The organism is Paenibacillus pasadenensis (assembly GCF_002864175.1).
In the GTDB taxonomy this organism is placed as follows: Bacteria; Bacillota; Bacilli; order Paenibacillales; family Paenibacillaceae; genus Paenibacillus_O; species Paenibacillus_O pasadenensis.
In genome coordinates, this window is sequence record NZ_NFEZ01000002.1 from 45,218 (window position 1) to 71,137 (window position 25,920).

Consider the following 25,920-nt stretch of genomic DNA (forward strand, 5'->3'; position numbering starts at 1 on the left):
TTGTTAAATCAATAATATATTTATACTCCTTTAACTATATCAGTGTCAAATACTTTTAAGCATGAAAAAACCGCCTCGCGAATGCGAGGCGGTCAGCATGCATGTCCAGGCGATCCGGCCGGAAAGGTCGAAGTCTGGCAGCGGGCGGACGAAAGGTCCGTCCCGCTCAATCGTAGTCCTTGTGGACCCATTCGTCCTCGGGCAGCTCGAAGCCTTCTTCGGAGTAGCGCTGCTCGCGGAACGGATCGGCCTCGTTGTGGAAGCCGTTGCGCTCCCAGAAGCCGGGCCCATGAACTCGAAGCCGCGCAGCCACTTGGCGCTCTTCCAGAAGTACAGATGCGGCACGACCAGGCGCAGCGGACCGCCATGCTTGTCCGTCAGCGGTTCTCCGCCGAAGCGGAAGGCGAGCAGGATGTCGTCGCCCATCAGGTCGGCGAGCGGCACGTTCGTCTCGTAGTCGTAGTCGCCGTACACCATCACATGCTTCGCCTCCGGCATCGGCTCGATGCCGAGCTGCTGGAGAAAGTCGCGGAACAGGATGCCCTCCCACACCGTATCCATCTTGGACCAGCGGGTGACACAGTGGATGTCGCGCATGACGCTCACGCGCGGCAGCGCTTCGAGCTCGGCGAACGAGAAGCGCCGCTCCTCGCGGACCGCTCCGGTCACGCGCAAGTCCCAGGTCGACATGTCGTAGACCGGAACCGCCCCTTCGTGAAGGATCGGGAACCGATCGGTCACCGTCTGGCCGGGCGGCACGCGGTCGCCGTACTTGGCGTCCGGCTTGATCTTCTGGAGCAGCGCGGCCGCGTTGCGCCTCAGGCGCTCCGCCTTGTCGCTCTCGTAAGGCTGGTTCATCCGCTTTAGACGCCCATCCGGCGCCGCTGGTTGTTCGGCTTCTTGTTCAGCTGGCTGCGCAGCTCCTTCGCCCCGCCCTGGGCGCCGCCCTGGCCTTGCTTGCCGACGGCTTGGGACTGCTTCTTCTGCTGCAGCTTCAGCTTGGCCGCCTCGGCCAGCGACATCTTCTTCGGCTGCGCCTCTTCGGCTTCCGCCGCCGCTCCGTCCGCTTGGACTTCGGCCGCTTCGTTGCGTTCGGTCATGTGTATCCCTCCATGCTTGTCCGATTGATGATTCCTATCGCCTAGTTTAGCTTATTTTGCCCCGAAGCGCCATGCGCAAAACGGCTATAGCCGAACCGCCCCTGCGGCTTCCCTCATCCCCGGATCCGGATAGCGGTCCGCTTCCGCTTGCTGCCCGCCTCCTCGCCTCCCCGGCGGTCCTCCGTCAATCCGAGGCAAGAAAAGCCAGCTCCGCCTGCAGCTCCCCGTGGATGCGGCCGTTCGTCGCGAGCACGTCGCGCACGCCCAGATGGTACGGCGTGCCGTCCTGATCGCCGATGCGGCCCCCCGCTTCCTGCACGAGCAGCGCGCCCGCGGCGATGTCCCAGCTGCTGAGGCCGACCTCCCAGAAGCCGCTCAGCCTGCCGGCCGCCACGTAGGCCAGATGCAGGGCGGCGGAGCCGCCCGAGCGGATGTTGCGGACTTGCGGCGCGAGGCGCTGCAGCTGCGCCAGGTTGCGCGGCAGCGCCTCGCGATGCTCCGCCGGAAAGCCGGTCGCCAGCAGGCTCGTCCGCAGCGTCTCCTCGCCCGACACGCTCATGCGCTTGCCGTGGACGTATGCCCCTTTGCCTTTTTCCGCGATGAACAGCTCGTCCGCCGAAGGATCGTACACGACGCCGAGGATCACTTCCCCGCGTCGCGCCAGCGCGATCGACACCGTGAAGAACGGGAAGCCGTGCACGAAGTTGGTCGTGCCGTCGACCGGATCGACGATCCACAGATATTCGGCGTCGCGCACGTCCTCCAGCGCCTGCGCGGAGGCGGCCGGACCGGGCTCTACCCCTTCCTCGCCAAGGAAGGAATGGTCCGGAAAGTTCATCATGATCAGGCTGCGGATCAGCTTCTCCGAGCCGCGGTCGACCTCGGTGACGAGATCATGGGGCGACTGCTTCTCCTTGAGCGTCTGGTAGGCGCCCAGCTTGGACTGGATCCATTCCCCCGCCTTGGACGCGCAGTTGATCGCCACCGCCGCGAAGCTCTTGCTGCCTACGATCGGTTCGTTCATGCTTCTCCCCCGTTTCCTTTTCTCTAAATGTAAGCCTTTCCAATGTCCGAATGCAAAATACGGATGCCTCCTCGGTATACGAACGGCATCCGTATTCGGATTCAAGCGACTTCCCGGCTTCCCGCGAAGCTCTCCGCTACAGCTGGGAAGCTCCCTGCCAGATGAGCCGCGCGGCCAGCACGAGCAGCGTCGCCCGCAGCAGCCACAGGATCGCCTTGCCGCTCATGCGGCTGGCGATCCAGGCGCCGGCCTTGCCGCCGAGCCAGGCGCCCGGCGCGAGCGCCGCCACGAGCAGCCAGTCGATCTCGCCCATCGCGCCGTGCACGACGCTGCCGCTGATCGACGACAGGAAGATGACGAACATCGACGTCGCCGTCGCCACATGCGGCGGAAAGGCGAACAGCAGCACCATGACCGGCACGAACAGCGAGCCGCCGCCGATGCCGAACAGGCCGGAGACGATGCCGACGAGCAGTCCGATGCCGAGCAGCAGCGGCAGGCTGTAGCCGTAGACATGCTCGATGCCCGCGCCGTCGGTCATGCGCACCGTCACCGGCCACTGGCGCGCGGACGGCTTGATGCGGTCGCGCAGGATGAGCAGCAGCGCCATCAGCAGCATGAAGATGCCGAAGCTGAGCTGGAACGCCGGGCCGTGGAACTGCGACGTCAGCGCCGAGCCGGCCATCGCGCCCGGGCCGCTCGTGATGAACAGCAACCAGGCGCTGCGGAAGTCCACCTTGCGCTGCTTGGCATAGGTGCGCGAGGAGGCAAGCGCCGTCACGATGAGCACCGCCAGCGACGTGCCGACGGCGGTCGCCTCCGGGATCGGCGCGCCGGTCAGCTGCGGGCCGAGCAGCAGCAGCACCGGCACGATGATGATGCCGCCGCCGAGACCGACGATGCTGCCGAAGATCGAGGCGACGACGCCTGTAAGCAAGATCAGGATCCATTCAAGCATGCGTTGCGATTCCCCATTTCTATCCTCTAAAAAACGCTACAGCTCGATCGTCGAGCCGTCCACGACGCGGACGCCTTGTCCGGCCGCCTCCAGCTTGCGCATCTCCTCCATCAGCCAGGCGAGCGCCTGGTCCTTGGCCTTGGCCTCGAGCATGCAGTCGATATGCGGCACCGAGCCGTTTACGCTCCGCAGGAAGGCGAGCAGCGGCCCCGGCTCCACGCCGTCGGCATGGCCGCGCGGATCGCGGAGGCTTTTCGGGCTGGAGGCGTGGATCTTGGGCGGCAGCCCCTCCGGCCCGCCGCCCAGGCCGAGCCGCTCCTGCTCCCGGCGCCACGTCGCGGCGATGCGCGGCCACAGCTCGCCATGCAGCGACTCCGGCGTCTCGCCGCCGTCGTTCACCCAGTGGTGATGGATGTCCAGCACGACCGGATTGCCCGTCTGCTCGGCGATGTCCAGCGTCTCGCGCGCGGTGAACGTCTTGTCGTCATTCTCGAGCGTGACGCGCCCGCGCAGGGCGGACCCGAGCTCGCCGAACTGGCGGACGAAGCGCTCTCCCGACACGGCCTTGTCGCCGTAGGCGCCGCCGACGTGGATGTTGCATTTGGCCCGCTCGTCCAGCCCCATCGCCTCCAGCATGCGGACATGATGCTCCATGTCGCGGATCGAGCTGCGCAGCACCTCCGGCCGCGGCGTGCTGAACACGCAGAAGTGGTCGGGATGGAAGCTGACGCGCATGCCGTGCTTCCGCACGAACGCGCCGATGTCGGCGAACGCCGGAGCAAGCGCCGGATACGGGTCCCAGTCGCTCAGCGCTTCATGCGTGGCGAGCGGGATGAGCTTGGAGGAGAACCGGTACAGGTGGATGTCCGAATAGCGGTTGTTGTTCAGGATGCGCAGCGTGCTGCGCAGGTTGTCTTCGGCGATGCGCTCCAGCCTGGCGAGGCCGGCCTCCCGGTCGCCCAGCTTGGCGAAGTTCGTGTAGGTCATCGTGCGCGACGGGGAGGCGTTCTCCAGCAGCAGGCTCATCGCGACAAAGCCGAAGCGGACGATCATCCCCGCTCTCCGAAGAACATCTCATGCGCGAGGTCCGTCTGGACGCGCGACTCTTCCTCGGTCAGCTTGCGCACCAGCTCCATCTCGACCTGGGTGACCTCCTGGCCCTGGAAGTTGATCTCCGCGATGGAGGCGAGGATGCGCACGATCGCGATCGCGCGGTTGTCCGGCGTGTACGCGATCACCTTCTGGCCGGTCGGAAAGACGCGGAAGCCGCTCTTGACCATCTTGCCCTTGCCGTATTCCAGCAGCTCGTACAGCTCCTGCTCGGACTTGAATTTGCAGACGGAATTGAACTCGGTGGCGAAGCCCATCGCTTGTCCCTCCTCTTTATGTAAAAAAGCGCCTCCCCAGAGCAGGGCTCTGCCTGGGGAAAGCACGCTTCAGGCGGCTCAGCCGCCGTAGTGGATCTTCTGCTTGTCGGCGTGGCGCGCCAGCGCCAGCTCGATCAGCGTGTCGAGCAGCTCGCGGTACGGCATGCCGGATTCCTTCCACATGAGCGGGTACATGCTGTACGGCGTGAAGCCCGGCATCGTGTTGACCTCGTTGATGAGCAGCTGGCCGTCGCTCCTCCGGAGGAAGAAGTCGACGCGCGACAGGCCCGAGCCGTCGATCGCCAGATAGGCGCGGATCGCCATCTCGCGCACCGCCTCGGCCGTCTCGGCCGGCAGGTCGGCCGGAATCTGCATGATGCTCGTGCCGTCGACGTACTTGGCGTTGTAGTCGTAGAAGTCCGCGCCGCTGATGACCTCGCCGGGCACGGATGCCCGCGGCTCGTCGTTGCCGAGCACGCTGACCTCGATCTCGCGCGCGTCGACGAACTCCTCGACGACGACCTTGCGGTCGTAGCGCAGCGCCAGCTCGACGGCGGCGATCAGCTCCTCGCGGTTTTTCGCCTTGGAGATGCCGACGCTGCTGCCGAGGTTCGCCGGCTTGACGAAGCACGGATAGCCGAGCGCGACCTCGATCTCCATGACGAAGAACGTATGGTCCTTCTCCCACTGCGTGCGGTTGAAGCTGCGGTAGATGCACTGCGGCAGCCCTTCATGGGCGAACACTTTTTTCATCGTGATTTTGTCCATGCCGACCGCCGAGGCGAGCACGCCCGCGCCGACGTACGGGATGTTTGCCATCTCGAGCAGCCCCTGGATCGTGCCGTCCTCGCCGAAGGTGCCGTGCAGCAGCGGGAAGATGACGTCGACCGCCTTCTCCGGCGCGGCCGCGGCGGCGGCCGCCGCCTGCAGCGCCGACTCGCCGGCCGGCGCAGGGGCCAGGCCGCGGAATACCGGCGCGAGCGCCAGGCTGCTGTCGCCGCCTTCCAGCTTCAGCTGCTCCACGCTGTCCGGAGCCGCGAGCAGCACGCCTGCCGAGCGCCATTCGCCCGTTTTGGTGATGTAGAAGGGCTGAATCTCGTATTTGCCGAAATCGAACGCCCCCATGACCGCCAGCGCCGTCTGCAGCGACACCTCATGCTCTCCCGACTTGCCTCCGTAGACCAGTCCGACGCGAATCTTCTCTCCCATGATGTTAGCCCTCCGGTACCCTCTAGAAATTAGGATGCCAACAGCCGGGTCCGCCCATGCGGACCGGCTGCCGGCATCCTGGCCGTGCTACATGCTGTCGCTCAAATGATAGAACCGGTAGCGGGTCTGCTCCGTCCACGCGTACGAATCCTTGTAATCCCAGTAGCGGTGGCGGCTCGGCACCGTATTGGCGTTGACGAGCGGCATGCCGTCCCCGTCGAACGCCGTCACGACCGTCGTGTGCTGGAAGCGGCCGTCGCCGTTCCAGTCGTAGGTGATCACGTCGCCGAGCTCCAGCTCCGCCGCGCTCTCCACCGGCGTCGCCCGCATGCCTGACGAGCGCGGAAAGCTCAAGTAGAGCTGGAACGCGTTGGACACGGCCCAGCTGTAGCTCCACTGCTCCTGGCCGCCCGTCCGTCCCTTGTACCACCAGCCGGATTCCCTTTTCCCAGTATAGTTCATCGGCGCTTCCCCTGCAAAGACGCACTGCGACACATAATTGGTGCAGTTGACCTCGAATTCCTCGTAAGCGGGATTCGGCTCGTTCCACCACTGGTCCGCGTAGGCTGCGACCAGCTCGCGCCGGTAGCGGGAGGCGCGGGAGCGGGTGTTGATGCGCGGAACGACGCCATAGTTAAGGAAAGGACGCGGCGCGCCGGGCGGCTGGATGCCGCTGCCGCCGCCGTTGCCGTAGGAGCGGTGCTCGGCGAGCGCGCTGTCCGCCGCGGCATGGCCGTAGCGCGGCCGCCGCTCGCCGACGAGCGGCTCGACCCGCGTCAGCCGCCAGCTCCCGTCCGCGCCGGCCGGTGCGAGCCATATCCGCTCGCGCTCGATCCGCTCCTCCGTATACTGGCGGCCTTTGTGCTGGACATGCCGCTTCAGATGCAGCTGGAGCACGACCGACACCTCCGCGCCGGATTCGTTGACCTTGACCAGCGCGGCCCGCGTCTCGCATTGGGAGGTGAGCAGATCCCGCTCCTCGGCCCGCTCGCGCTGCCGCTGGAGCCGGTGCAGCAGGCGCAGCCGATGGTCCGCGTCCGTCATGATTCCGGCGAGCGCGCTGTCGCGCAGCTCCACCTCGGCCTGGTTGCAGGCCTGCACATATTGCTGCACGGCGCCGCGCCAGCCTGCGGGCGGCTCGCTCCGTCGCTCCTCCCCGCCGGCATCGGCTTGCGGAGGCCTTTTTCCCACCTTGATCCGCGCCATCCTTCCCCATCCTCTCCGAAGCGCTATTTCTCCATCTTAATTTCCATCCTATGACGGATGCGCTCCGGATTATGATCCTTTTCCATGAGAGCGCTTTAGAGCGACGATGGGTCCGCATGGACGAGTTCCCGACAGCATTTCATCGAATTTTCGCTAAATATAGCCTTTTACAAGACAGGCCGGCCTGAAGTATGATAAAGTTCAGCACATTTCTATTCTGCTGAATTCCACGAAAGTGGAAGCGGGGGAACCAACCGCAGGCGCCTTGTCGCGCCTGCCGGGGTGAATCCGGCGCGCACCCGACGCGCGGCTGCCGAAGCCGCCGCGGACTGCGCCTGGTAGGGCTACTCTCTTGGCCCGAATCCGTCAGCTAACCCCGTAAGCAACCAAAGGAGAGGTTCGACCATGTCTTTGCAGGAACGCTTCACCGGCGGTCCGGAGCCGAGACGGCTGCGAGCCGTCCACCGCTCCGCCGCCTGTTGCGCCGAGCAGGAAATCGCCTGCTCCGCCTCGCTGCCGCTTCCGGTCGTACTGGATGCGTCCGAGGTCATCGAGGAGGCGGGGCACGACGCCCGCCACGCTGCTCTTCTGGTCGAGGAGCCGCTCGCTCCCGACCGCCGCATCCGCCGCATCGACCTGTTCATCAGCCGCACCACGGCGATGCTTGCAGGCGGCAGCGGCGACTATCTGGTCGCGCTTCATCTTTATGCAGGCTCAAGCCTGCACCGTGCCGTCGTCACGATGTCCTACTCCGAGGCTCCCGCCGACTGGCAGAGCTGGAGCGGCTGGTTCCAATCGTTCGTCGGCGTTCCGAGCGACGAGGTCATGTCGGTGCTCTATTATGACGCCGAGTGGATCAGCGATCATCGGGACCGTCTTTTGCGCAAGGCTCTGGAGCCCGGCTCCAGAGAAGCGATGCCCTTTCCCGCCACCGCCTTCTGGAGAAGGCACTACCTCATCGAATCTTCCGACATCCATATCCAGCACTCGATGTAATCCAGGCAACTCGATGATCCCTGCCGCATGATCCGCTCATGCAGGAAGCCCCCGAAGGGCCATGTCCCTCGGGGGCTTCGCTGCGTTCATCGAGTTGAAAACAGGGACGAAGCGGAGCCGGCTCCGCTTCGTCCCGTTCATTCCGCTGCGCCCTGCTTTACGCGTGGCTCAGCTCCAGCTCCTCTTCCTCGTCGCGGTTGTAGCTCTCGCGGTCGAACTCGTCCTCCGACACGGCGACGAGCAGCGACGACACGGTCGTGCCGGTCGCGTTGACCGCCGTGCGGCCCATGTCGACGACGGCGTCGATCGCGAGCACGAGGCCGAGCCCTTCCAGCGGCAGGCCGAGCGCGGTCAGGACGACCGTCGTCGAGATCGACGCCGGTCCCGGCACGCCGGCGACGCCGATCGAGGAGATCGTGCTGACGAGAACGATCAGGATGTAGTCGGAGATGCCGAGCGGCACTCCGTACACCTCGGCGACGAAGATCGCCACGACCGCCGGCCAGACGCCGCCGCAGCCGTTCATGTTCATCGTCGCGCCGAGCGGCGCGACGAAGCTGGCGATGCGCGGCGACACGCGCAGCCGCTTGGTGATGACCTCCAGGTTGACCGGCAGCGTCGCGTAGCTGCTGCGCGTCGTGAAGGCGACGGCGATCGTCGGGTAGATCTTGCGCAGGAACTTGAACGGATTGAGCTTCGCCCAGAACGTGACGAGCGAGCCGAACGTCAGGATGAAGTGCAGCAGCAGCGCGACATACGTCGCGAGAATGAGGCTGATGAGCGGCTTGAGCGTATCGAAGCCGTAGCGCGCGGCCATCGAGCCGATCAGCGCATACACGCCGTATGGCGTCAGGCGGATGATGTACTTGGTCACCTGGTTCATGACCTGCTTGAGCGATTCGATGACTTGGCGCACCGGCTCGGCCGCCTCCGGCTTGCGCGAGCTGAGCTGCACGATGGCGACGGCGATGAAGATCGCGAAGATCAGCACCGGCACAACCTTGGCGTCGGCCATGTCGCCGATCGGGTTGGACGGCACGAGGTTCAGGATGACCTCGGAGAACGTCGGAATCGTCCGCGCCTCGAATCCTTCCGGCGTCTCCTGGGCGATGCCCGAGCCCGGGTTGAACGCCAGCGCCACGAGCAGGCCGATCAGCGCTGCCACGCCGGTCGTGCCGATGAAGAGCAGGATCGTCTTGGTGCCGATCTTGCGCAGCTGCCCGAGGCTCGAGATCGACGAGATGCTGGAGACGACCAGCACGGCGACGAGCGGGATGACGAGCATTTTGATGAGGTTGACGTAAATGGAGCCGAGCGTGCTGATGCTCGTGGCGTCGATCTCCAAGGAGTTCAGCGTCACGCCGACGACGAGGCCGATGCCGAGCGCGAGCAGCACCCGATAGCCGAAACCGACGCGGCGCCGCGCCAGCCAGACGAGCAGTCCGATGACGATGAGGGAGACAAGCAGGCTGATCCAGTTCGTCTGGAACGCATGCACGAGGTTGTTGTTTTCAGGCAATGAGTCCATCCCCTTCATATCCTAGTGATTTACTATGCTATAGTATACTAGCGAGGTTGACTTCTTATGTCAACGTTTATTTTAGTCCATGAATAATAATTGGCATGAAGCTTCGACGCCTCCAACTCGCCGAACCAAGGCACTCCAAGCTCCCGCGCCAAAAAACCCGCAGAGCCCGGCGCCTTCACAGGCCGCCTCTGCGGGTAATAGGAAACGAATCGGCGCCGCATCCCTGTGCAGACGCCATAATCGAGGGCGCTCAGCCCGGCAGCATCGCGCCCATGCGGGTCGCCGACTGGACGACGAGCGCCGACTGCTCGCGTATGATGGCCGGCGTGAAGCGCGCGGCCGGTCCCGATACGGACAGCGCCGCCGCCAGCCGACCGCTGCGGTCGAACACCGGAGCCGACAGCGCCGCCGCTCCCGGCTCGCGCTCCTCCATGCTCGTCGCGTAGCCGAGCCGACGGATCTCCTCCAGCTGCTCGCGGAACGACTGCGGGTCGATTCCTTGCGGCAGCGCCTCCAAGGACATCATCTGCGCCGCCAGCGCCGGCTCGGCAAAAGCGATGAGCACCTTGCTCGAGGCTCCGACGTACAGCGGCAGCCGCACGCCGACCGGCGCCACGCGCCGGATCGCCTGGTTGCTCTGCACGGCCTGGATGCGGATCCGCTCGCTGCCGTCCCGCACGTACAGGCTCACCGTCTCCCCGAGCGTGTCGCGCAGCCTCTCCATCTCCGGCAGGCAGATGACCGCCGGGTCGCCCGACCGCGACCGATGCGCCGACAGCTCCCAGATGCGCATGCCGAGCCGGTAGCGCTCGGAGCTGCGGTCGCGCTCGAGGAAGCCCTTGTCCTCCAGCGTCGCCAGCATCCGGTGCACGGTGCTCTTGTGCAGCCCGACCCGCTCCGCGATCTCGGTCATCGGCAGGTCGCTCTCCGTCGTAAAGCAGAGCAGGATATCCAGCGCCCTCTCGACGGCCCTTACATTCGATTTTCCATCCTCGGCCTTGCCGCTGCGGGACGGTTCCATGCGCTCACCTGCTTTCTTTCCGGGGCGGAGAAGGCCATGACGCTCCTCCGTTCTCATTGAGAATCATTATCATTATAGGGGAGAAAGCGGAGTCCGTCTACCCCGATTCGGTTTCATTCAGTGAAACTAAGATTCTCCTAGTATAACTCGTTTCCTTTATCTCGTAAAGAAACGGCTTCATTTTACGGCAACATTACAAGTGCTTAACAATTGCTCGACATGAATTGACAGCCCGGACAATAGACGCATACAGTAGTAGTACATAGGATCTAGAACGCTTACAAAACAAGGGAGGGGAAGACGAAATGAGCAGCTCTGCCCTGCATACGCCGCTGAACTCGCCGCTGCAGCTGGACCCGTCCCTCTCTTCCGTGCTTCCTCGCCGCGACACGCGCCGCAATGCGCTCGTAGCCGCCGTGTCGGCCGGCGCCGCCCTGCTGCTGCTGCTGATTGTCGCCTTCCACGGCTATATCGCATGGATGGTCGCGTATCCCTATGTCGCCCCGGTCCATTCCAATCCGATGGAGGCCAAAGGCCTCGCTTATGAAGACGTGACCTTCCCGAGCCTCAGCGGACGCACGACCGTAAGCGGCTGGTACATCCCCTCCTCCCCCGGCCGCTCGATCCAGAGCGAGTCCGAGCGGACGATCGTGCTGAGCCACGGCTACGGCGCGAACCGCGAGGAGACGTGGGTGCCGATGTACGACCTCGCCAGCCTGCTCCACCGGCTGAACTATAACGTCCTGATGTTCGATTACGGCTATGCCTCCCAGCAGTACCGCGCTCCGGCGACCGGCGGCTGGGAGGAGTCTCAGCAGCTGCTCGCCGCCGTCGACTACGTCCGCGCGAACGGCTCCAAGGAAGTCGTCGTCTGGGGCTTCAGCATGGGCGCCGGCACGGCGCTGCAGGCCGCCCTGCAGACGGATGCGATCGATGCGATGATCCTCGACAGCACCTTCGTGGCCAGCCCCGACACGCTGTTCGACAATGTGCGCAACATCATCGACCTGCCGCGCCTGTCGCTGCCGCTCATCGAGAAGCTGCTGCCGCTCTGGACCGGCGTCGACTTCAACAAGATTCCCGCCGAGCAGGTCATGAGCACGAACTACTCCATTCCGATCTACATGATCCACGGCACGATGGACGCCAAGGCCTCCTACCAGTATGCGGAGACGATCGCATCCCGGCAGACGAATCCGCTGTCGCGCGAATGGATCGTGAACGGCGGCCAGCATGAGCTGCTGTTCCGCCAGCATCCCAAGGAGTACATCCAGCGCGCCGCGCTGTTCCTCAGCCAGGTCAACCAGTCGCTGGAGCAGGAAGGCCGTCTGGACGCTTGAGCGGAATTCCTGATTGGCGCGACACTTGAAAATATCCAAAAGCACGAAGCCGCTCCTCTCGCAGGGGCGGCTTCGTGCTTTTCATGAACGGGAAGGGCTCCAACCTCTTCCTCGCAAGCTCGATCCGGCCGGACACGGGCGCCGGATGCCGCCGCCTCGGCGCAGCGGAGCGGTTTTTTTCGCCTGCCGCTCATATCCCCGCCGGTCGATCGAATACACCTAAGCGAGAGCCATGCGTCCGCCGGCAGCCGCGAATCGACCTTCGCCTCGCCGGTCCGACCACGAAAAGGAGGGTTCGCCATGACCGAAGCGCCGTCCGACCTCGCGCAGGCGAGGCTGCTGGAAGAGATCAAGCAATGGAAGCAAGAAGAGGCGGATCGGCTGGAGCAGATTGTGCTGGCCGCCGAGCTGGAGCCGGCTTATGCCGGCGTGCTGCAGCAATGGCAGCCGCTGCTGGAGCGGACGCCGCGGAAGCGGACCGGCTGCTGGAGCCCCGCTCCGAGCCGCCAGCCGCAGGAGCGGCTGGCGATCCGGCCGAGCTGCTGGAGGCGGCCGCCGCGCAAAGCGGCGTGCTCGTTCAGCAGCTGCTGCAGCTGCTCTCGGCCAGTCCCGCCCTCGGCCGCGAGCCGGAGGCGCGCTCGGCCGTGCATGAGGCGCTGCGCGGCTGCACCGCCCGCCTCGCGCGGGCCGAGGCGATCCGCCAGGGGCGCGCGGCGGAGCAGCCGAGTGCGACGGCTGGCACGGCGACGGACGCGGCGGCCCCTCCGGCTGCAGCGGCGACGGCGCAGATAGAGACGTCCCGCGCGGAATCGCCTCCCCGCACCGGCCAAGCCGCCGGCGCGCACCAGCAGGTTCCGATCGGCTGGCACCAGCTGCCTCCTTTACCCTATGCGTACAACGCTCTGGAGCCGTACATCGACGAGGCGACGATGCGGATCCATCACGACAAGCATCATCAGGCCTACGTGGACGACCTCAACAAGGCGGAGAAGGAGCTGCAGGCGGCGCGCAAGAGCGGCGACTTCGCGCTCGTCAAGCATTGGGAGCGGGAGCTGGCGTTCAACGGCGCGGGGCATTACCTGCATACGCTGTTCTGGACCGCCATGTCGCCGCAGGGCGGGGGCAAGCCGGTCGGGACGCTGGCCGACGAGATCGACCGCAGCTTCGGCAGCTTCGACGCGTTCAAGAAGCAGTTCTCCGAGGCGGCAGGCAAGGTGGAGGGCGGCGGCTGGGCGATCCTCGTCTACAGCCCGCGCAGCCGCAGGCTCGAGATCCTGCAGGCGGAGAAGCACCAGAACCTGTCCCAATGGGATGCGATTCCGCTGCTGCCGCTCGACGTCTGGGAGCATGCCTACTACCTCAAGCATCAGAACAAGCGGCCCGACTACATCAAGGACTGGTGGAACGTCGTCAACTGGCCGTACGTGAGCGAGCGGTTCGACAAAGCGCGGACGCTGGCCTGGGAGCCTTACTAGCGCCGTCGTTTGAAAAATATCGGCCTTGTCGTCCGGAGCGCTTCGTCTCTTGACCGAAAAACAACGCAAAAAAGCCCTCCAGCCTGAATTCAGGGTGGAGGGCTTGCCGTGCTCCGTGCTCATGCCGCCTCGCGCTTCGCCGGCCCGCTGGCGGGCTCGCTGACGCAGGCTCGCTGGCGCAGGCTGCCGGAGCTCTCGGCGCTACTGCTTGAGCAGCGAGAGGAACTCCGCGCGCAGCGCGCTGTTCGAGCGGAACTCGCCGCGCACGCCGGAGGTGATCGTCTTGCTGCCGGGCTTCTTGACGCCGCGGGAGCACATGCACAGATGCTCGCCCTCGACGACGACCATGACGCCCTGCGGCGACAGCGCCTCGTCGAGGATGTCCGCGAGCTGCGACGTGATCCGCTCCTGCACCTGCAGCTTGCGGGTGACCGCCTCGACGAGGCGGGCCATCTTGCTCAGGCCGAGGATATGGCCGTTCGGCAGGTAGCCGATATGGATCTTGCCGAAAAACGGCGCCATATGATGCTCGCACTGGCTGTAATACACGATGTCCTTGACGATGACGAGCTCCTCATGGTTCTCGTCGAACGTCACGCCGAGCACGTCGGCGGGATTGACCTCGTATCCGGCGAAGATCTCCTCGTACATGCGGGTGACGCGAGCGGGCGTGTCCAGCAGCCCTTCGCGCTCGACGTCCTCGCCGACCAGCTTAAGAATCTCGCGGAGATGATATTCGATCTGATCGCGATTGCGCGCGACCATCGAGTTGGAGTAATCTTTCAAACCTGCCATCGCGGCCTCCCTGGCTTCCTTGAGGAGCGGGCGGCTGCCGTGTTATCTGCGCTTGCCGCCACGCTGGTTCGGGATGAATTTTTGCTGTCCGCCTTGCTGGCCCTTCATCATCTGCTGGGCCTTCTGCATCTGCTTGTTGTTCAGGTTGTAGCCCATCTGCTTGGCCATCTTTTGAAGCATCTCCGGATCGGACTGCATCTTCTCCATCTGCTTGCGCAGATAGAACACGCCGATGAAAAAGCCGCCGACCAGGCCGACGATCAACGTAACGATCGGGATGACGATATTATACCATTCCACGCGCCATTCACCTGTCCTTTAATCAAGGTCGATAAAGCTCTTCCATCTTAGCATTATCGGGGGGGCCGCGCAATTTCAATCGCGGTCCCGGCAGCGTCCGCCGCCTTTGCCTCCGGCTTCGCAGCGGCGGCTCCGCCGGCCTCGGCCTGCTCCCGCAGCGAGGCGAGCGAGCGTGCCGCCCAGGAGCGGGCCTCCTCGTCACTCTCGCGCTCCGCCGCCTCGGCGAGCGCGGCCTCGGCCTCGGGCCCGCCGATCCGCCCGAGCGACCAGGCGGCCGTGCCGCGCAGCACCGGCCGCGGATCCTGCTGCAGCACGCGGATGAGCGCGGGCACGGCCGACTTCTCCTTGAAGTTGCCGAGCGCGATGACCGCGTTGCGCTGGATCGGCTTTTTGCCGCGCCAGGACGAAGCGTTGCGGCCGAACCGCTCCTTGTACTCGCGGTTGCCGATCTCCAGCAGCGGCTCCAGCAGCGGCTTGACCTGCTCGGGGTCGGGCTGGAATTCCGGATGCCGCGTCACGTTGACGCCCCGGTTGACGGGGCAGACGATCTGGCAGGTGTCGCAGCCGTACAGCCGGTTGCCGATCTTGCGCATCAGCTCGTCCGACACCATCTCCTTGGTCTGGGTCAAATACGAGACGCAGCGCTGCGCGTTGAGCTGACCCGGTCCGACAAGCGCGCCCGTCGGGCAGGCGTCGATGCACTTCGTGCAGCTGCCGCAGCCGTCCTCGACCGGCGAATCGGGCTCGAGCGGCAGGTTCGTGATCATTTCGGCGAGAAAGATGTATGTGCCATGCTTGCGGTTCAGGATGAAGCTGTTTTTGCCGCTCCAGCCGATGCCTGCCCGCTCGGCGACCGCCCGGTCGCTCAGCTCGCCCGTATCGACCATCGACTCGGCCCGCAGCTCCGGCACGCGCTCGCGCAGCCACGCCTCCAGCCGCGCCAGCCGGTCGCGCAGCACCGTATGGTAGTCCTCTCCCCAGGAGGAGCGGGACAGGATGCCGCGGCGCGCGCCGGGCTCCGACTTGGGCGGATCCTGCAGCTTGGACGGGTAGCCGACCGCGATCGCGATGATCGACAGCGGCTCGTCGAACAGGAGCGACGGATCGACGCGCCGCTCGATGTCCTTCGGCTCGAAGCCGGACTCGTAGCCGAGCTCGCGATGGCGGATGAGCCGCCCCTTGAGCGCCGCGAACGGCTCCGGCGACGCCACGCCGATATCGTCGATGCCGAGCCCGTAGGCGGCTTCCTTCATTTCGGACTTGAGCCGGCTCCAGAAGCCGGCGTCTGCTGCGATTCGATCCATCTGCTCCTCCTCCTTTCCCTCGCCCCAGCCGTCGTCTGCCTGTCGCGAAACGGAAGCGGGGCCGCGCTAGCCGCGCAGCCCCCGCTCCTCTACCCCTTGCCGCCGGCCCGCATCGCCTTGATGGCGCCTACGGCCAGCTCGTCGCAACGGTTGTTCCATTCGTTGTCGCTATGGCCCTTGACCTTGACGTAAGCCACCTCATGGATGCCCATGAGCTCCCACAGCCGCTGCCAGAGCTCCTTGTTCTCGACCGGCTGGCCCTTGCTGTTCTTCCAGCCGTTGCGCAGCCAGCCCCGGATCCAGTTGTTCTGGAAGCAGTTCACGACGTATGCCGAATCGCTGTGCACGGTGACGCGGCACGGCACCTTGAGCAGCGCCAGCGCCTCGATGACCGCCTGGATCTCCATGCGGTTGTTCGTCGTATGCGGCTCGGCTCCGGAGATCTCCTTGCGCTTGTCGCCGTAGAACAGCACGGCCGCCCAGCCTCCGGGACCCGGATTGCCGGAGCACGCGCCGTCGGTGTATACGGTCACTTCCTTCATGCTATCGCTCCTCTTCCACGGTAAATGGCGGACGGCGGCTCCGCCGCTCTCGCCGGCCGCCTACAGGCGTCCGGCATGGTCCAACGGCCAGAGCAGCAGCTCGGCCCGGCCCGTGATGTCGCTCGCGTCGACGGCGCCGAACGTGCGGCTGTCGCGGCTCGCCCTCCACTGCCGATTGTCGCCGAGCACGAAATAATGCCCCGGCTCCACCTGCACCGCCTGGAAATTCTCGAGCGCCGGCGCCCGGTCGGCGTAAAGCTCCGGCACCGGAAGCCCGTTGCGCAGCAGCTGTCCCTGGCGCAGCTCGACTACGTCTCCGGGCAGTCCGACGACGCGCTTCACGAGGTACCCCGGACTGCCGTCCTCCGGTCGCGGATCGCGCAGGATGACCACATCGCCCAGATGGATCGGCAGCGCGTCGCCGGCGAGCCGGCTGACGAGCAGCCAGTCGCCCGGATGAAGCGTCGGCTGCATCGAGTCGCCCTCGACGATCGACAGGTTCAGCACGAAGCGGTTCAAAAAAAGCACGACCGCCGCCACGACGACGGCCGTCCGCAGCAGCGCGGACAGCTCTCGCCTGCGGGCGGCTGGACGCGGCTGCGGCTGCGGCTCGGCCGGCAGCCCGGCCGCGACAGGCTCCGTCATGCCGGCCCCTCCTCTTCCCGGTCCGGACGGCTCGCCCAGGCCTCGTAATAGCGCAGCACGATCTCGTCCTCGAACGGCGGCTCGCCGGCGCGGATCCGCTGCGTCACCTCGCGCAGCCCTTGGCCGACCTTGGCGTCGACGATCGGCGGATAGCGGTAGTCCGTCTTGTGGCGCTCGTACTCGTCGCGGTCGACGACCGCCAGGTCGCCGTTCGCCGTACGGATGACGTCGAGGTCGTAGTCGATGTACGTCAGCACGTCTCCCGTCAGGTACGGCGGCGAGGCGAGGTTGCAGTAGTAGCGGATGCCGAAGTCCTCCATCATCGCGACGACGTTGTACCACTTGCCAGGCAGGAAAAAGGAGACGGCCGGCACGCGGCTGACCCATACCGAGCCGTCCGCCTCCGTGATCGGAGTCTGGTTGTTGATCAGCACGATCATGTTCTCCTCGGCCTGCTGCGGCAGCAGCAAGCGGTCGGGAACGAGCCAGTTCTTCTGCCACTGGCGGTGAAGATGGCCGTCGTGCTTGAAGCTTTTGATATAACAGCGCCGATACGTGTCCACTTACGCACTCCCTGACTTAACCATCATAGTAATAAGAAAAGCATATCCGGGCGCCAAAATCAATGGACGCCGGACATGCTTGAAGGAAAGGGCGGCTTGACCGGCGAGCGCCTGTCCGGAAAAAATCCGGCCAGGGCTCGTCCTAGCCCGCCACGATGCTGAGTTTCTGGAACGAATGATAGAAGTCGCTCGGCTCGAAGCCGAGTGAGCTGTAGAGCGTAAGTACGGGTTCGTTATGCCTGTCCGCCGTGACGAGAATCTTGGAGACGTTGCGCTGCTCGAAGCGGGCGCGCAGCCGGGAGATGAGGCCCTTGGCGATGCCGCGTCCTCGGTAGTCCTTGTGGACGGCGACACGGTAGTAGTACCCTCGGTTGTTGTCGATCGTGCCGATGATGATGCCGGCGAGCTGATCTCCATCCGATGCGACGAGCACGAGATCGCTGTCCCAGGACAGCTGCCTGCTGAGAGCTTCCTTCGTCTCCTCGTAGCACTCTTCGCACAGAACCGATTGCAGCAAGGAGGTCGCGCCGTGGTAGTCGGCGAGCTGGAAAGAACGAACATGCATGAATGCTTAGCTCCCTTACATTCAATGTCATTGGTAAAAGCTAAGTTTGATTATACGACAAAAGTAAAGGAAAGCTAGGCTTTTTGTCCAAAAAACCGCATTAAATTTAACATTGCGCTTACATTTCGTTGAAAGCGCTTTATTGATAACGCTTACCCGACCGTTTGAACTTTATAGCGCACGGGTAAGCATAAACGATCGTTTTTGTGGCATTCTAGATGTCGGCTCGAAGTCCGCCCGACTTTTGAAAGAAAAATGTTGATTTATTCAAGGGCTTGAGGGATAATGATCTGGAATCGCTACATATCATTCGAGGAGGTTTTTTGATCATGGCACATGAACTTCCAGCACTTCCGTATGCAAACGACGCTCTGGAGCCGCATATCGACGCGCAGACGATGGAGATCCACCACGACCGCCATCACAACACGTACGTGACGAACCTCAATGCCGCTCTGGAGTCCGCTCCCGAGCTCGCTTCCAAGTCCGTCGAGGACCTGATCGCCGACCTGAACAGCGTGCCGGAGTCCATCCGCACGGCCGTCCGCAACAACGGCGGCGGACATGCCAACCACAGCCTGTTCTGGACGACGATCGCCCCGAATGCCGGCGGCGCTCCGACGGGCAAGCTGGCTGAAGCGATCGAGAGCGAGCTGGGCGGCTTCGCCAAGTTCCAAGAAGACTTCGCCAAAGCGGCTACGACGCGCTTCGGCAGCGGCTGGGCCTTCCTCGCCGCCGACAAAGCCGGCAAGCTGAAAGTATACAGCCTGCCCAACCAGGACAGCCCGATCATGGAAGGCGAAACGCCTCTGCTCGGCCTGGACGTGTGGGAGCATGCCTACTACCTCAAGTATCAAAACAAGCGTCCCGACTACATCAAGGCGTTCTGGAACGTCGTGAACTGGGACGAAGTCGGCAAGCGCTACGAAGCGGTCGCGAAGTAAGCCTTCTTGCCCTTGGACAAGCCTGCCTGCAGCATTATGCTGCGGGCGGGCTTTTTCGATTTCGAGCGCGATCGATCTCTCCAAGTCCGCTGTCCGATATTCGCCGTTGTCCGCTGTCTGCTGCCCGCTGCCTCAGGTTCGTTAAAATTACAAACCTTTGCTTTCCGGCTCGATAGCGCTTGTGAGTATCGTTCGGATCAATCGCGATTCGGCCGAACCGCCAGAAAATATTCCGACGTCGGTCAAGAGGATAGGCTCCTGCCGCATAGGCTAATGCATCCTGCGTTTTCAGCCATGCGCCAGACGGAAGGAGCTGTTCGACCGGTATGTCACAGCCTTACTTGTATTACGCTCCCAACAGCGCCTATCGCTATGTCCAGGCAGGGGGCGACTGCGGATGCGGCAGTCCTCGCGCGTTCCAGCCCGCGCCGCCGCCGATCCCTCCCACGCCGCCGACGCTCTTCCCGCCGTTCGGCGGCGGCCTGTTTCCGCCGCTTGGCCCGGGCGGCGGCTTCCCCGGACCGGGACCGTTCCCTCCGGGGCCGGGGCCTTGGCCGCCCGGACCGGGACCGTTCCCTCCGGGGCCGGGGCCTTGGCCGCCCGGACCCGGGCCGTTCCCTCCGGGGCCGGGGCCTTGGCCGCCCGGACCCGGGCCGTTCCCTCCGGGGCCAGGGCCTTGGCCGCCCGGACCCGGGCCGTTCCCGTTCGGCCCCGGGGCGGCGGCGCCAGCGCTGGCCGCGAGCCCTGCGGAGACGGCGGCCGTCTCCGCCATGGCGCCGGTCGGCTCGGTTCCGCCGGGGCCGACGGTGGCGCCGAATGCTCCCGCTCCGCCCGTGACGGTGCGGATCGACGGCGGGGAGTCGTTCCCCTACGTCACGGAGGACTACCAGATTCCCTTTTATGAAGGCATGAACATCGCCCAGGCGCTCGACTACACCGGGGTCGTCCGGGCGACGACGAGCGGCGTGCAGGCCGTCGGCGGCGTCCGCAACGATACGACCGACGACGTGCGGATCGGGAACGGCGTCCAGTACGTGCTGAGGCTCAACGGGCGGCAGATCCCCCACTCCCTGCTGAGCTTCCCCGTCCACCGCCGCGACGTGATCGGGATCGAGCTGATCGTCATCGGCCAGAGCTAGGGCGGCCGGGCCGGACTTCCGCAACAGCACAGCGCCAGCACGCCATGGCTCTTCCAGATCGCCGCCCTTTGCGGACGATCCGGAAGAGCCTTTTGTTGCCGTTCGCCCCTTTGGCGGAATTCTACGCCAAGCGTCCGGTTCTTGCGCCAGCGTCCAGCCCCCTGTGGCTGAACCTTGCGCCCTCCGACCGTCCGGCTCCGTACCAGAATTCCCCCTCTCCGATCCCGATGAACGCACGACCCGCCGCTCAACGGTCGAAGCCTACCTGAAGTCCGACCGTCAGCACGAGCTCCGCTAGCGCCGCCGCCTCGTCGGCGCCGAGCACCGGAATTCCGTCCGGCAAGCCGAGGCTGCCGCGGCGGACATGCAGCTCCGCCCGCAGCGCGATGCCGGCCACCGCCGCAAGCTGCGGCAGCAGCTCCAGATCGGAGAGCGAGCGGGCGACCAGCAGCTTGGGCAGCGGCTCCCGCTTGAACCCTTCGACGAGCAGGACGTCGACCGGAGGAGCGAGCCGGATCAGCTCCGGCAGCGAGAGGCCCCGCTCCTCCACCACGATCGCTCGCGAAGCCGAGCTGACCGCCGACCAGACGGCTCCCGACTCCCGGTGCCGCCGCGTGTCGCAGCCCGGACGCTCGTCCTCGAGCTCATGGCCGTCGTGCTTGATCGTCGCGACCGACAGCCCCCTGCCGGCCAGCTCCTCCGTCAGCCGGCACAGCAGCGTCGTCTTGCCGGCGTTCTTGCCGCCTACCAGCTGCATGACCGCGGTCATTCGCCTCCTCCTTCCGCCGCCAGCCGCAGGCTGGCCTCATAGTCCGCCGGGGTGTTCACATTGAAGGAGATCGGCATCGCCGCGTCCCGCACGCCCATCTCGACGCCGACCGGGACGAGCACATCCAGCGCCTCCAGCAGCGCCGACAGGCGGCGCTCCCCGCTTTGCAGCAGCCGATCCGCCGCCGCAAGCGCGATGTCCCGCCGATACACCGCATGCAGCGGCTGCAGCCGGCTGCCGATCCGGGGCGCCGCGCAGCCGGCGGAGCCGCAGCGCTCCAGCGCTGCCGCGAGCCGCCTAGCGGCAGCGGCCGAGACGAACGGCATGTCGCATGCGGCCAGCCAGACGAGCGGGGCTTCGGCGGCAAGCATCGCGCCGTGCAAGCCGGCGAGCGGTCCTTCGCCCGCATACGGCTCCAGCACCGGCGCCGCGAGCTCCGGCGCGGCGGCGCGCACCCGCTCCGCCTGCTCGGGACCGGCGACGACCGTGCGGACGGAGCGGCAGGCCGGGGCCATCCGCTCCGCGATGCGAGAGAGCAGCGTGCGCCCTTCCAGGAGCAGGGCATGCTTGTCTCTGCCCATGCGGCTGGAGAGGCCGCCGGCGAGGATGAATCCATCCATCGCGGCGGCCGCCGCGCCGCGATCCATTTCCGCATGCCTGTCCGGATCCGCAGACGTCTGGCGTCCCCGCCTTGCCGAGTCATGCATCAGGCTCCGCCTCCCCGCAGCGGCCGGACGCGCACCGCCGTCGTCTTGAAGCCGGGCATGCGGCAGACCGGATCGAGCTCCGGCCTCGTCGCCCGGTTGACGTTCTGCCTACCTCCCCAGTGCATCGGCGCGAAAACCGTATCCTCGCGGATGCCGGCGTTCAGCCGGCCGCGCGCCGCGAACTCTCCCTGACGGGAGACGACGGACACCCATTCGCCTTCCTCGATCCCCAGCGCGGCCGCCGTGCGCGGATGCAGCTCGAGGAAGCTCTCCAGCTCCCGGGACGCAAGCGCCGGGCTGCGCCTCGTCTGCGCTCCGGTCAAATAGTGGGCGAGCACGCGGCCGTTCGTAAGCAGCAGCGGATAGCCGCCGTCCGTCTCGTCGACCGCGCCGGTGCCGGCCTCCGTCCGGGCGGCGAACTGCGCCCGTCCGCCGGGACGGGCGAAGCCGTCCGCGAACAGCAGTCCCTGCCCGTCCTCCTCTTCCGATGGACAGGGCCAGTAGACGCCGCCCTCTTTCCGCAGCCGCTCGTAAGAGATGCCGGCATAATCGGCGGCACCGCCGCGGCTCGCGCGGCGCAGCTCCTCGAAGATCGCCTCCGCCGAGCCGCAGCGGAACCGCTCCTGGCGGTCCAGGCGCTCCGCGAGCGCGTTCAGCACTGCCCAGTCCGCCCACGCCTCGCCCGGCGGCGGCATCGACGCTTCCCTCAGCAGCACGCGGCCTTCCAGATTGGTGAGCGTGCCTTCGTTTTCCAGATAGGAGGCGACCGGCAGCACGACATGCGCCATCCGCGCCGTCTCCGTCAGGAACAGATCCGCCACGACAAGCTGGTCCAGCCGGCCGAGCGCTTCCTCGACGAATCCCGCATGAGGATTGGAAACGACCGGATTGGAGCCCATGACCAGCAGCGCGCGGATGCGGCCTTCGTGGACGAGCCGCATCATGTCGAAGGCGGAGACGCCCTTGCCCGGAATCGAGTCCGGAGGAACGCCCCATACGGCGGCGGCATGCGCCCGGTCGGCCGGATCCTCGATCGAGCGGTAGCCCGGAAGCTGGTCGGCCTTCTGCCCGTGCTCGCGGCCGCCCTGGCCGTTGCCCTGGCCCGTGATCGCTCCGTAGCCGCAGCCCGGCCGTCCGATCTGGCCTGTCGCCAGCACGAGGTTGAGCAGCTGCCGCACCGCCTCGTGGCCGTCCGTCTGCTGCTCCACCCCGCGCGCCGTGCAGAGGATCGCCGTCTCCGCGCTTGCGTAAGCGCGCGCCGCGCTCCGCGCGTCCTCGAGCGGCACTCCGCAGCGGGCGGCGGCCTCGGCGGGATCGAGCGCCTCCGCCTGCCGCCGCGCCTCGTCGAAGCCCTCCGTCCGCGCCTCGATGAAGGCGCGGTCCTCCAGCCCCTCGTCCAGCACGAGCCGCAGCAGCAGGACGGCCAGCAGCGCATCGGTGCCCGGACGCAGCTGCAGATGCAGGTCGGCGGCCTCGGCCGTCTTCGTGCGGCGAGGGTCGACCACGATCAGATACGCCCCGTTTTCCTTCGCTTCATTGAAATACGGCATCAGCGTCGGCTGGCACTCCGCCACGTTCGTGCCGGCCAGCAGGATGCACTTGGCCTCGGGAATGTCCGACAACCGGAACGTCAGCCCCCGGTCGAGCCCGAACGCGCGCACGCCGGCCGAAGCCGCCGCCGACATGCAGAAGCGGCCGTTGTAGTCGATGTGCCGCGTGCCGACGCCGATGCGGGCGAACTTGCCGAGCCAGTAGGCCGACTCGTTGGTCAGCGACCCCCCGCCGTAAAAGCCGATCGAGTCCGGATCTCCGGCCGCGATCCGGCTCCGCCACAGCTCCGCGACCGCATCCAGCGCCTCGTCCCAGCCGCATGGCTCGAGCCGCCCTTCCCGCCGGATCAACGGCTGCAGCAGCCGCTCGGAGCTGAACGCGTGCTGATGCGCGTTCAGCCCTTTGACGCATGCCCGCCCTTGAGAGGCGGCATTGGGAGCCCCTTGGGCGCGGTAGCGGAAAGGCTCGCCAGGTTCGCCGCCGGAGGCCGGCTCCGGCGTCAGCCGCAGCTTGCACTGCACGCTGCAATAGGGACACTGGGAGTCGAGCTCCCGTCCCGCAAGCGGAATCGTCGTCATGGACATGCCTCTTCCTCCACTTCCCGTTGTTCCTGTCGCGCCGGCTCGAACTCCCCGCCCTCGTCCCCGTTCCTCTCCGCCGCCGCGAGGCGCAGCGCTCCGGCCAGCTCCCGCCGCGAGGAAGCGTCCGCCAGGAGCTCCTGCAGCGGGGCCTCGCCGGTCCGCTCCAGCCACTGCCAGAGCGGCTCGCCCCACCTGGCCTCCGACCGGTACCGCTGCAGGCAGGCGTCCGCCGCCTCGGCTGCCTCCTCCAGCGTCTCGGCGACGGCGAGCAGCCGCCCGCCGCGCACGACACCCTCGGCGCTGCCGCCGGCAGTCAGCTCCCAGCCGGCCGGCGACAGCGCGAGCCCGACGTCGGCGACGAGCGTTCCTGCCGGCGCATCCGGCCCGGGCGACACCGCCGCCCGCAGCGGCGACGGCCAGGCCAGCCGCCGCCAGCGCCGCTGCATGCGCTCGGCCGCCGCAGCCGCCTCGCGCACGACCGGCACGGGCGGCTCCATGCCGATCCGGCGCTCGGAGCGTCCGGCCTGGACGACGAAGCTCGGCCCTCTCCCTTGTGCCGAAGCCAAGGAAGCAGCCGCCCAGCCGTGCCGCGCCGCATAAAAAGCAAGCGCCGGCCGGCACTCGCCGCAGCCGTCCTCCCTGCCCCAGTCGAGCCGCCGGCGCAGCTCGCGCGGGGAGAGCCCGATGCCGCCGCTCTGCTCCGCGACCCTCGCCGCGGCAGCCGGCAGCTCGGCTGCCGCCAGCTCCGTGCAGCCGCAGACCGGCAGCGATAGCGGCGGCGCGGCGGCGGTTCCGCCAGCAGCGGCGCCAGCGGCAGGAGAGGCGGCTCCGCCCGGCCGCGCCTGGGCTTTGCCTGCGGCGCCCAAGCGGACGAGCGCCTCGACGACCGGCCGGCAGCCGCCGCAGGAGCCGGAGGCCCCGGTGCAGGCCCGCACCTCCTCCGCCGTGCCGCAGCCGCCCGCCACCGCCTCCAGAATGGCGGCCTTGGCGACGGCGTTGCACTCGCAGACGGTCGCCGCGTCCGGCAGGGCGGCCGCCATCGCCTCCCGCGGCGACAGTCCGCCGCCCTCCGCTTGCTTGCGGGAGGCCTTCGATGCGGCCAGCTCCTCCGGAGGCGCGCCGCGCCGCACCAGCTCCAGCAGCGCGGGACCTTCCGAAGCGTCGCCGTAGAGCACCGCCGCCGTCACCTTCCCGTCCCGGGCCAGCACGCGGCGATACGTGCCGCGCAAGCCGTCGTAGGCCTGCTGCACCGTCTCCTCCTCGCCATGTCCGGCGGCATCGCCGACCGAGAACACCTCGATGCCGGCCACCTTCAGCTGGGAGTAGGGGATGGAGCCTTCATAGGGCGCTCCGCCCGCTCCTGCCAGCTCGCGCGCCAGCACCTTCGCCTGGTCGTAAAGCGGAGCGACAAGGCCGTAGGCGATGCCGCGATGCTCGGCGCACTCGCCGACCGCGTAGATGGACGGATCGCTCGTGCGCATCCGGTCGTCGACCTCGACCGCCCGCCGCACGGCCAGGCCCGCGGCCCGGGCCAGCTCGACGTTCGGACGGATGCCGACGGCGAGCACGATCAGATCCGCCTGCAGGCGGCTGCCGTCGCGGAAGCGCAGGCCGCTCGCGCGGCCGATGCCGGTCACCTCCGACGTGTCCCGCGCCAGATGGAACCGCATCCCCTGCCGCTCCAGCTCCGCCTGCAGCAGCCGGGCCGCCTGCCGGTCGAGCTGGCGGTTCATCAGATAAGCGGCGTTGTGCACGACATGCGCCTCCATGCCGAGATGCAGCAAGCCTCTCGCCGCCTCGAGGCCGAGCAGTCCTCCGCCGATGACGGCGGCGCTGCGGCCCGAGCGAGACGCCTCCAGCATCGCCTCCCCGTCCGCCAGGCTGCGGAAGGCGATCACGCCCTTTTTGTCCGCGCCGGAGATCGGCGGGATGAAGGCGGAGGAGCCCGTCGCCAGCACGAGCCGGTCATAGCGGTCGGTCCGTCCGGCGGACGTGCGCAGTACGCGCGCGGCCGGATCGAGGCTGGCGACCGCCTCGCCCGTGCGCAGCTCGATTCCCTGCTCCTCGTACCAGCTCCGCGGCTTCAGCTCGATCTCCTCCCGCCGCGCGCCTCCCTGCAGCACCTTGGACAGCAGGATGCGGTTGTAGGCTGGCACCGGCTCACTGCCGTACACGGCAATCTCATATCGGCCCGGCGCGGCTCTCGCCAGCTCTTCCAGCAGCTTCAAGCCCGCCATGCCGTTTCCTGCGACGACCAGCCTTTCCTTTCGTTCCGCCATGGCCTCCCACTC

Annotated in this window: 25 protein-coding genes, 1 pseudogene and 1 riboswitch; of the genes and pseudogenes, 5 read left to right on the forward strand and 21 right to left on the reverse strand. The window is 66.5% G+C overall.

The annotated features are described in order from the left end of the window. Positions 1–166: 166 nt before the first annotated feature. From B8V81_RS03355 to B8V81_RS03390, 8 genes and pseudogenes are all read right to left on the reverse strand, one after another. A pseudogene (locus tag B8V81_RS03355) lies at positions 167–858 on the reverse strand (sulfite oxidase-like oxidoreductase). 5 nt (positions 859–863) lie between these two features. After that, the gene (locus B8V81_RS03360) at positions 864–1,100 is read right to left on the reverse strand and encodes a hypothetical protein (protein ID WP_101807714.1); all 237 of its coding nucleotides are present in this window, start codon (positions 1,098–1,100) and stop codon (positions 864–866) included. 184 nt (positions 1,101–1,284) lie between these two features. Then, positions 1,285–2,124 carry an inositol monophosphatase family protein gene (locus B8V81_RS03365; protein WP_101807715.1) on the reverse strand — a complete coding sequence of 280 codons (840 nt, stop codon included), beginning with the start codon at positions 2,122–2,124 and terminating at the stop codon, positions 1,285–1,287. 136 nt (positions 2,125–2,260) lie between these two features. Beyond that, complete coding sequence (locus B8V81_RS03370; RefSeq protein WP_028598627.1) at positions 2,261–3,082, reverse strand: sulfite exporter TauE/SafE family protein; 822 nt, start codon at positions 3,080–3,082, stop codon at positions 2,261–2,263. A 36-nt stretch (positions 3,083–3,118) separates the two neighbouring features. Then, on the reverse strand, positions 3,119–4,135 hold the full coding sequence (uvsE, locus tag B8V81_RS03375; protein ID WP_028598626.1) for a UV DNA damage repair endonuclease UvsE: 1,017 nt from the start codon (positions 4,133–4,135) through the stop codon (positions 3,119–3,121). Then, complete coding sequence (locus tag B8V81_RS03380) at positions 4,132–4,449, reverse strand: hypothetical protein (protein ID WP_028598625.1); 318 nt, start codon at positions 4,447–4,449, stop codon at positions 4,132–4,134. The genes uvsE and B8V81_RS03380 overlap by 4 nt, the downstream gene beginning before the upstream one ends. Positions 4,450–4,527: 78 nt before the next feature. Further along, positions 4,528–5,658, reverse strand: a complete 1,131-nt coding sequence (locus tag B8V81_RS03385) for a D-alanine--D-alanine ligase (RefSeq protein WP_028598624.1) — start codon at positions 5,656–5,658, stop codon at positions 4,528–4,530. A gap of 87 nt (positions 5,659–5,745) precedes the next feature. Continuing rightward, positions 5,746–6,849: an amidase domain-containing protein gene (locus B8V81_RS03390; protein ID WP_244912710.1), complete on the reverse strand. Its 1,104-nt coding sequence runs from the start codon at positions 6,847–6,849 to the stop codon at positions 5,746–5,748. Between the two features lie 223 nt (positions 6,850–7,072). Next, a riboswitch (cyclic di-AMP (ydaO/yuaA leader) is annotated at positions 7,073–7,264 on the forward strand. Between the two features lie 5 nt (positions 7,265–7,269). Between B8V81_RS03390 and B8V81_RS03395 the strand changes: the two genes are divergently transcribed. Continuing rightward, entirely contained in the window at positions 7,270–7,860 is a 591-nt protein-coding gene (locus B8V81_RS03395) for a hypothetical protein (RefSeq protein ID WP_028598622.1), read from the forward strand. 157 nt (positions 7,861–8,017) lie between these two features. On the opposite strand, the gene B8V81_RS03400 is transcribed toward B8V81_RS03395, so the two are convergent. Both B8V81_RS03400 and B8V81_RS03405 read right to left on the reverse strand, forming a co-directional pair. Beyond that, positions 8,018–9,388, reverse strand: a complete 1,371-nt coding sequence (locus B8V81_RS03400; protein WP_028598621.1) for a dicarboxylate/amino acid:cation symporter — start codon at positions 9,386–9,388, stop codon at positions 8,018–8,020. Between the two features lie 250 nt (positions 9,389–9,638). Then, positions 9,639–10,409 carry an IclR family transcriptional regulator gene (locus B8V81_RS03405; RefSeq protein WP_028598620.1) on the reverse strand — a complete coding sequence of 257 codons (771 nt, stop codon included), beginning with the start codon at positions 10,407–10,409 and terminating at the stop codon, positions 9,639–9,641. A gap of 305 nt (positions 10,410–10,714) precedes the next feature. On the opposite strand from B8V81_RS03405, the gene B8V81_RS03410 reads away from it, so the two are divergent. Beyond that, a complete protein-coding gene (locus B8V81_RS03410) occupies positions 10,715–11,749 on the forward strand; it encodes an alpha/beta hydrolase (RefSeq protein ID WP_101807716.1) in 1,035 nt (344 codons plus the stop codon). Positions 11,750–12,189: 440 nt separating this feature from the next. Continuing rightward, positions 12,190–13,224, forward strand: a complete 1,035-nt coding sequence (locus B8V81_RS03415) for a superoxide dismutase (protein WP_219623303.1) — start codon at positions 12,190–12,192, stop codon at positions 13,222–13,224. Positions 13,225–13,425: 201 nt separating this feature from the next. On the opposite strand, the gene folE is transcribed toward B8V81_RS03415, so the two are convergent. The 7 genes from folE to B8V81_RS03450 form a co-directional block, all read right to left on the reverse strand. Then, positions 13,426–14,019 carry a GTP cyclohydrolase I FolE gene (gene folE, locus B8V81_RS03420; protein WP_101807718.1) on the reverse strand — a complete coding sequence of 198 codons (594 nt, stop codon included), beginning with the start codon at positions 14,017–14,019 and terminating at the stop codon, positions 13,426–13,428. A gap of 42 nt (positions 14,020–14,061) precedes the next feature. Then, on the reverse strand, positions 14,062–14,319 hold the full coding sequence (locus B8V81_RS03425) for a YneF family protein (protein ID WP_028598616.1): 258 nt from the start codon (positions 14,317–14,319) through the stop codon (positions 14,062–14,064). A gap of 53 nt (positions 14,320–14,372) precedes the next feature. After that, the gene (queG, locus tag B8V81_RS03430; RefSeq protein WP_101807719.1) at positions 14,373–15,623 is read right to left on the reverse strand and encodes a tRNA epoxyqueuosine(34) reductase QueG; all 1,251 of its coding nucleotides are present in this window, start codon (positions 15,621–15,623) and stop codon (positions 14,373–14,375) included. An 89-nt stretch (positions 15,624–15,712) separates the two neighbouring features. After that, on the reverse strand, positions 15,713–16,165 hold the full coding sequence (gene rnhA / locus B8V81_RS03435; RefSeq protein ID WP_101807720.1) for a ribonuclease HI: 453 nt from the start codon (positions 16,163–16,165) through the stop codon (positions 15,713–15,715). Positions 16,166–16,225: 60 nt separating this feature from the next. Continuing rightward, entirely contained in the window at positions 16,226–16,810 is a 585-nt protein-coding gene (gene lepB / locus B8V81_RS03440) for a signal peptidase I (protein ID WP_101807721.1), read from the reverse strand. Then, positions 16,807–17,373 (reverse strand): DUF402 domain-containing protein, encoded by a 567-nt coding sequence (locus tag B8V81_RS03445; protein WP_101807722.1) that lies wholly within the window; start codon positions 17,371–17,373, stop codon positions 16,807–16,809. The genes lepB and B8V81_RS03445 overlap by 4 nt, the downstream gene beginning before the upstream one ends. 142 nt (positions 17,374–17,515) lie before the next feature. Beyond that, positions 17,516–17,938 (reverse strand): GNAT family N-acetyltransferase, encoded by a 423-nt coding sequence (locus B8V81_RS03450; RefSeq protein WP_101807723.1) that lies wholly within the window; start codon positions 17,936–17,938, stop codon positions 17,516–17,518. A gap of 329 nt (positions 17,939–18,267) precedes the next feature. On the opposite strand from B8V81_RS03450, the gene B8V81_RS03455 reads away from it, so the two are divergent. Together B8V81_RS03455 and B8V81_RS25100 are read left to right on the forward strand one after the other, a co-directional pair. Beyond that, positions 18,268–18,882, forward strand: coding sequence for a superoxide dismutase (locus B8V81_RS03455; protein WP_101807724.1), 615 nt, complete (start codon positions 18,268–18,270; stop codon positions 18,880–18,882). Between the two features lie 770 nt (positions 18,883–19,652). Continuing rightward, positions 19,653–20,021 (forward strand): hypothetical protein, encoded by a 369-nt coding sequence (locus B8V81_RS25100; RefSeq protein ID WP_180968371.1) that lies wholly within the window; start codon positions 19,653–19,655, stop codon positions 20,019–20,021. Positions 20,022–20,268: 247 nt separating this feature from the next. Here B8V81_RS25100 and mobB read toward each other — a convergent pair whose 3' ends face one another. From mobB to B8V81_RS03480, 4 genes are read right to left on the reverse strand one after another with little or no spacing between them, the layout of a single operon-like run. Beyond that, positions 20,269–20,790, reverse strand: coding sequence for a molybdopterin-guanine dinucleotide biosynthesis protein B (gene mobB, locus B8V81_RS03465; protein WP_101807725.1), 522 nt, complete (start codon positions 20,788–20,790; stop codon positions 20,269–20,271). After that, on the reverse strand, positions 20,787–21,497 hold the full coding sequence (gene mobA, locus B8V81_RS03470) for a molybdenum cofactor guanylyltransferase (RefSeq protein WP_101807726.1): 711 nt from the start codon (positions 21,495–21,497) through the stop codon (positions 20,787–20,789). The genes mobB and mobA overlap by 4 nt, the downstream gene beginning before the upstream one ends. Next, positions 21,497–23,632 carry a molybdopterin oxidoreductase family protein gene (locus B8V81_RS03475; RefSeq protein WP_101807727.1) on the reverse strand — a complete coding sequence of 712 codons (2,136 nt, stop codon included), beginning with the start codon at positions 23,630–23,632 and terminating at the stop codon, positions 21,497–21,499. The genes mobA and B8V81_RS03475 overlap by 1 nt, the downstream gene beginning before the upstream one ends. Further along, the gene (locus B8V81_RS03480) at positions 23,623–25,908 is read right to left on the reverse strand and encodes an FAD-dependent oxidoreductase (protein ID WP_101807728.1); all 2,286 of its coding nucleotides are present in this window, start codon (positions 25,906–25,908) and stop codon (positions 23,623–23,625) included. The genes B8V81_RS03475 and B8V81_RS03480 overlap by 10 nt, the downstream gene beginning before the upstream one ends. Positions 25,909–25,920: the final 12 nt, after the last annotated feature.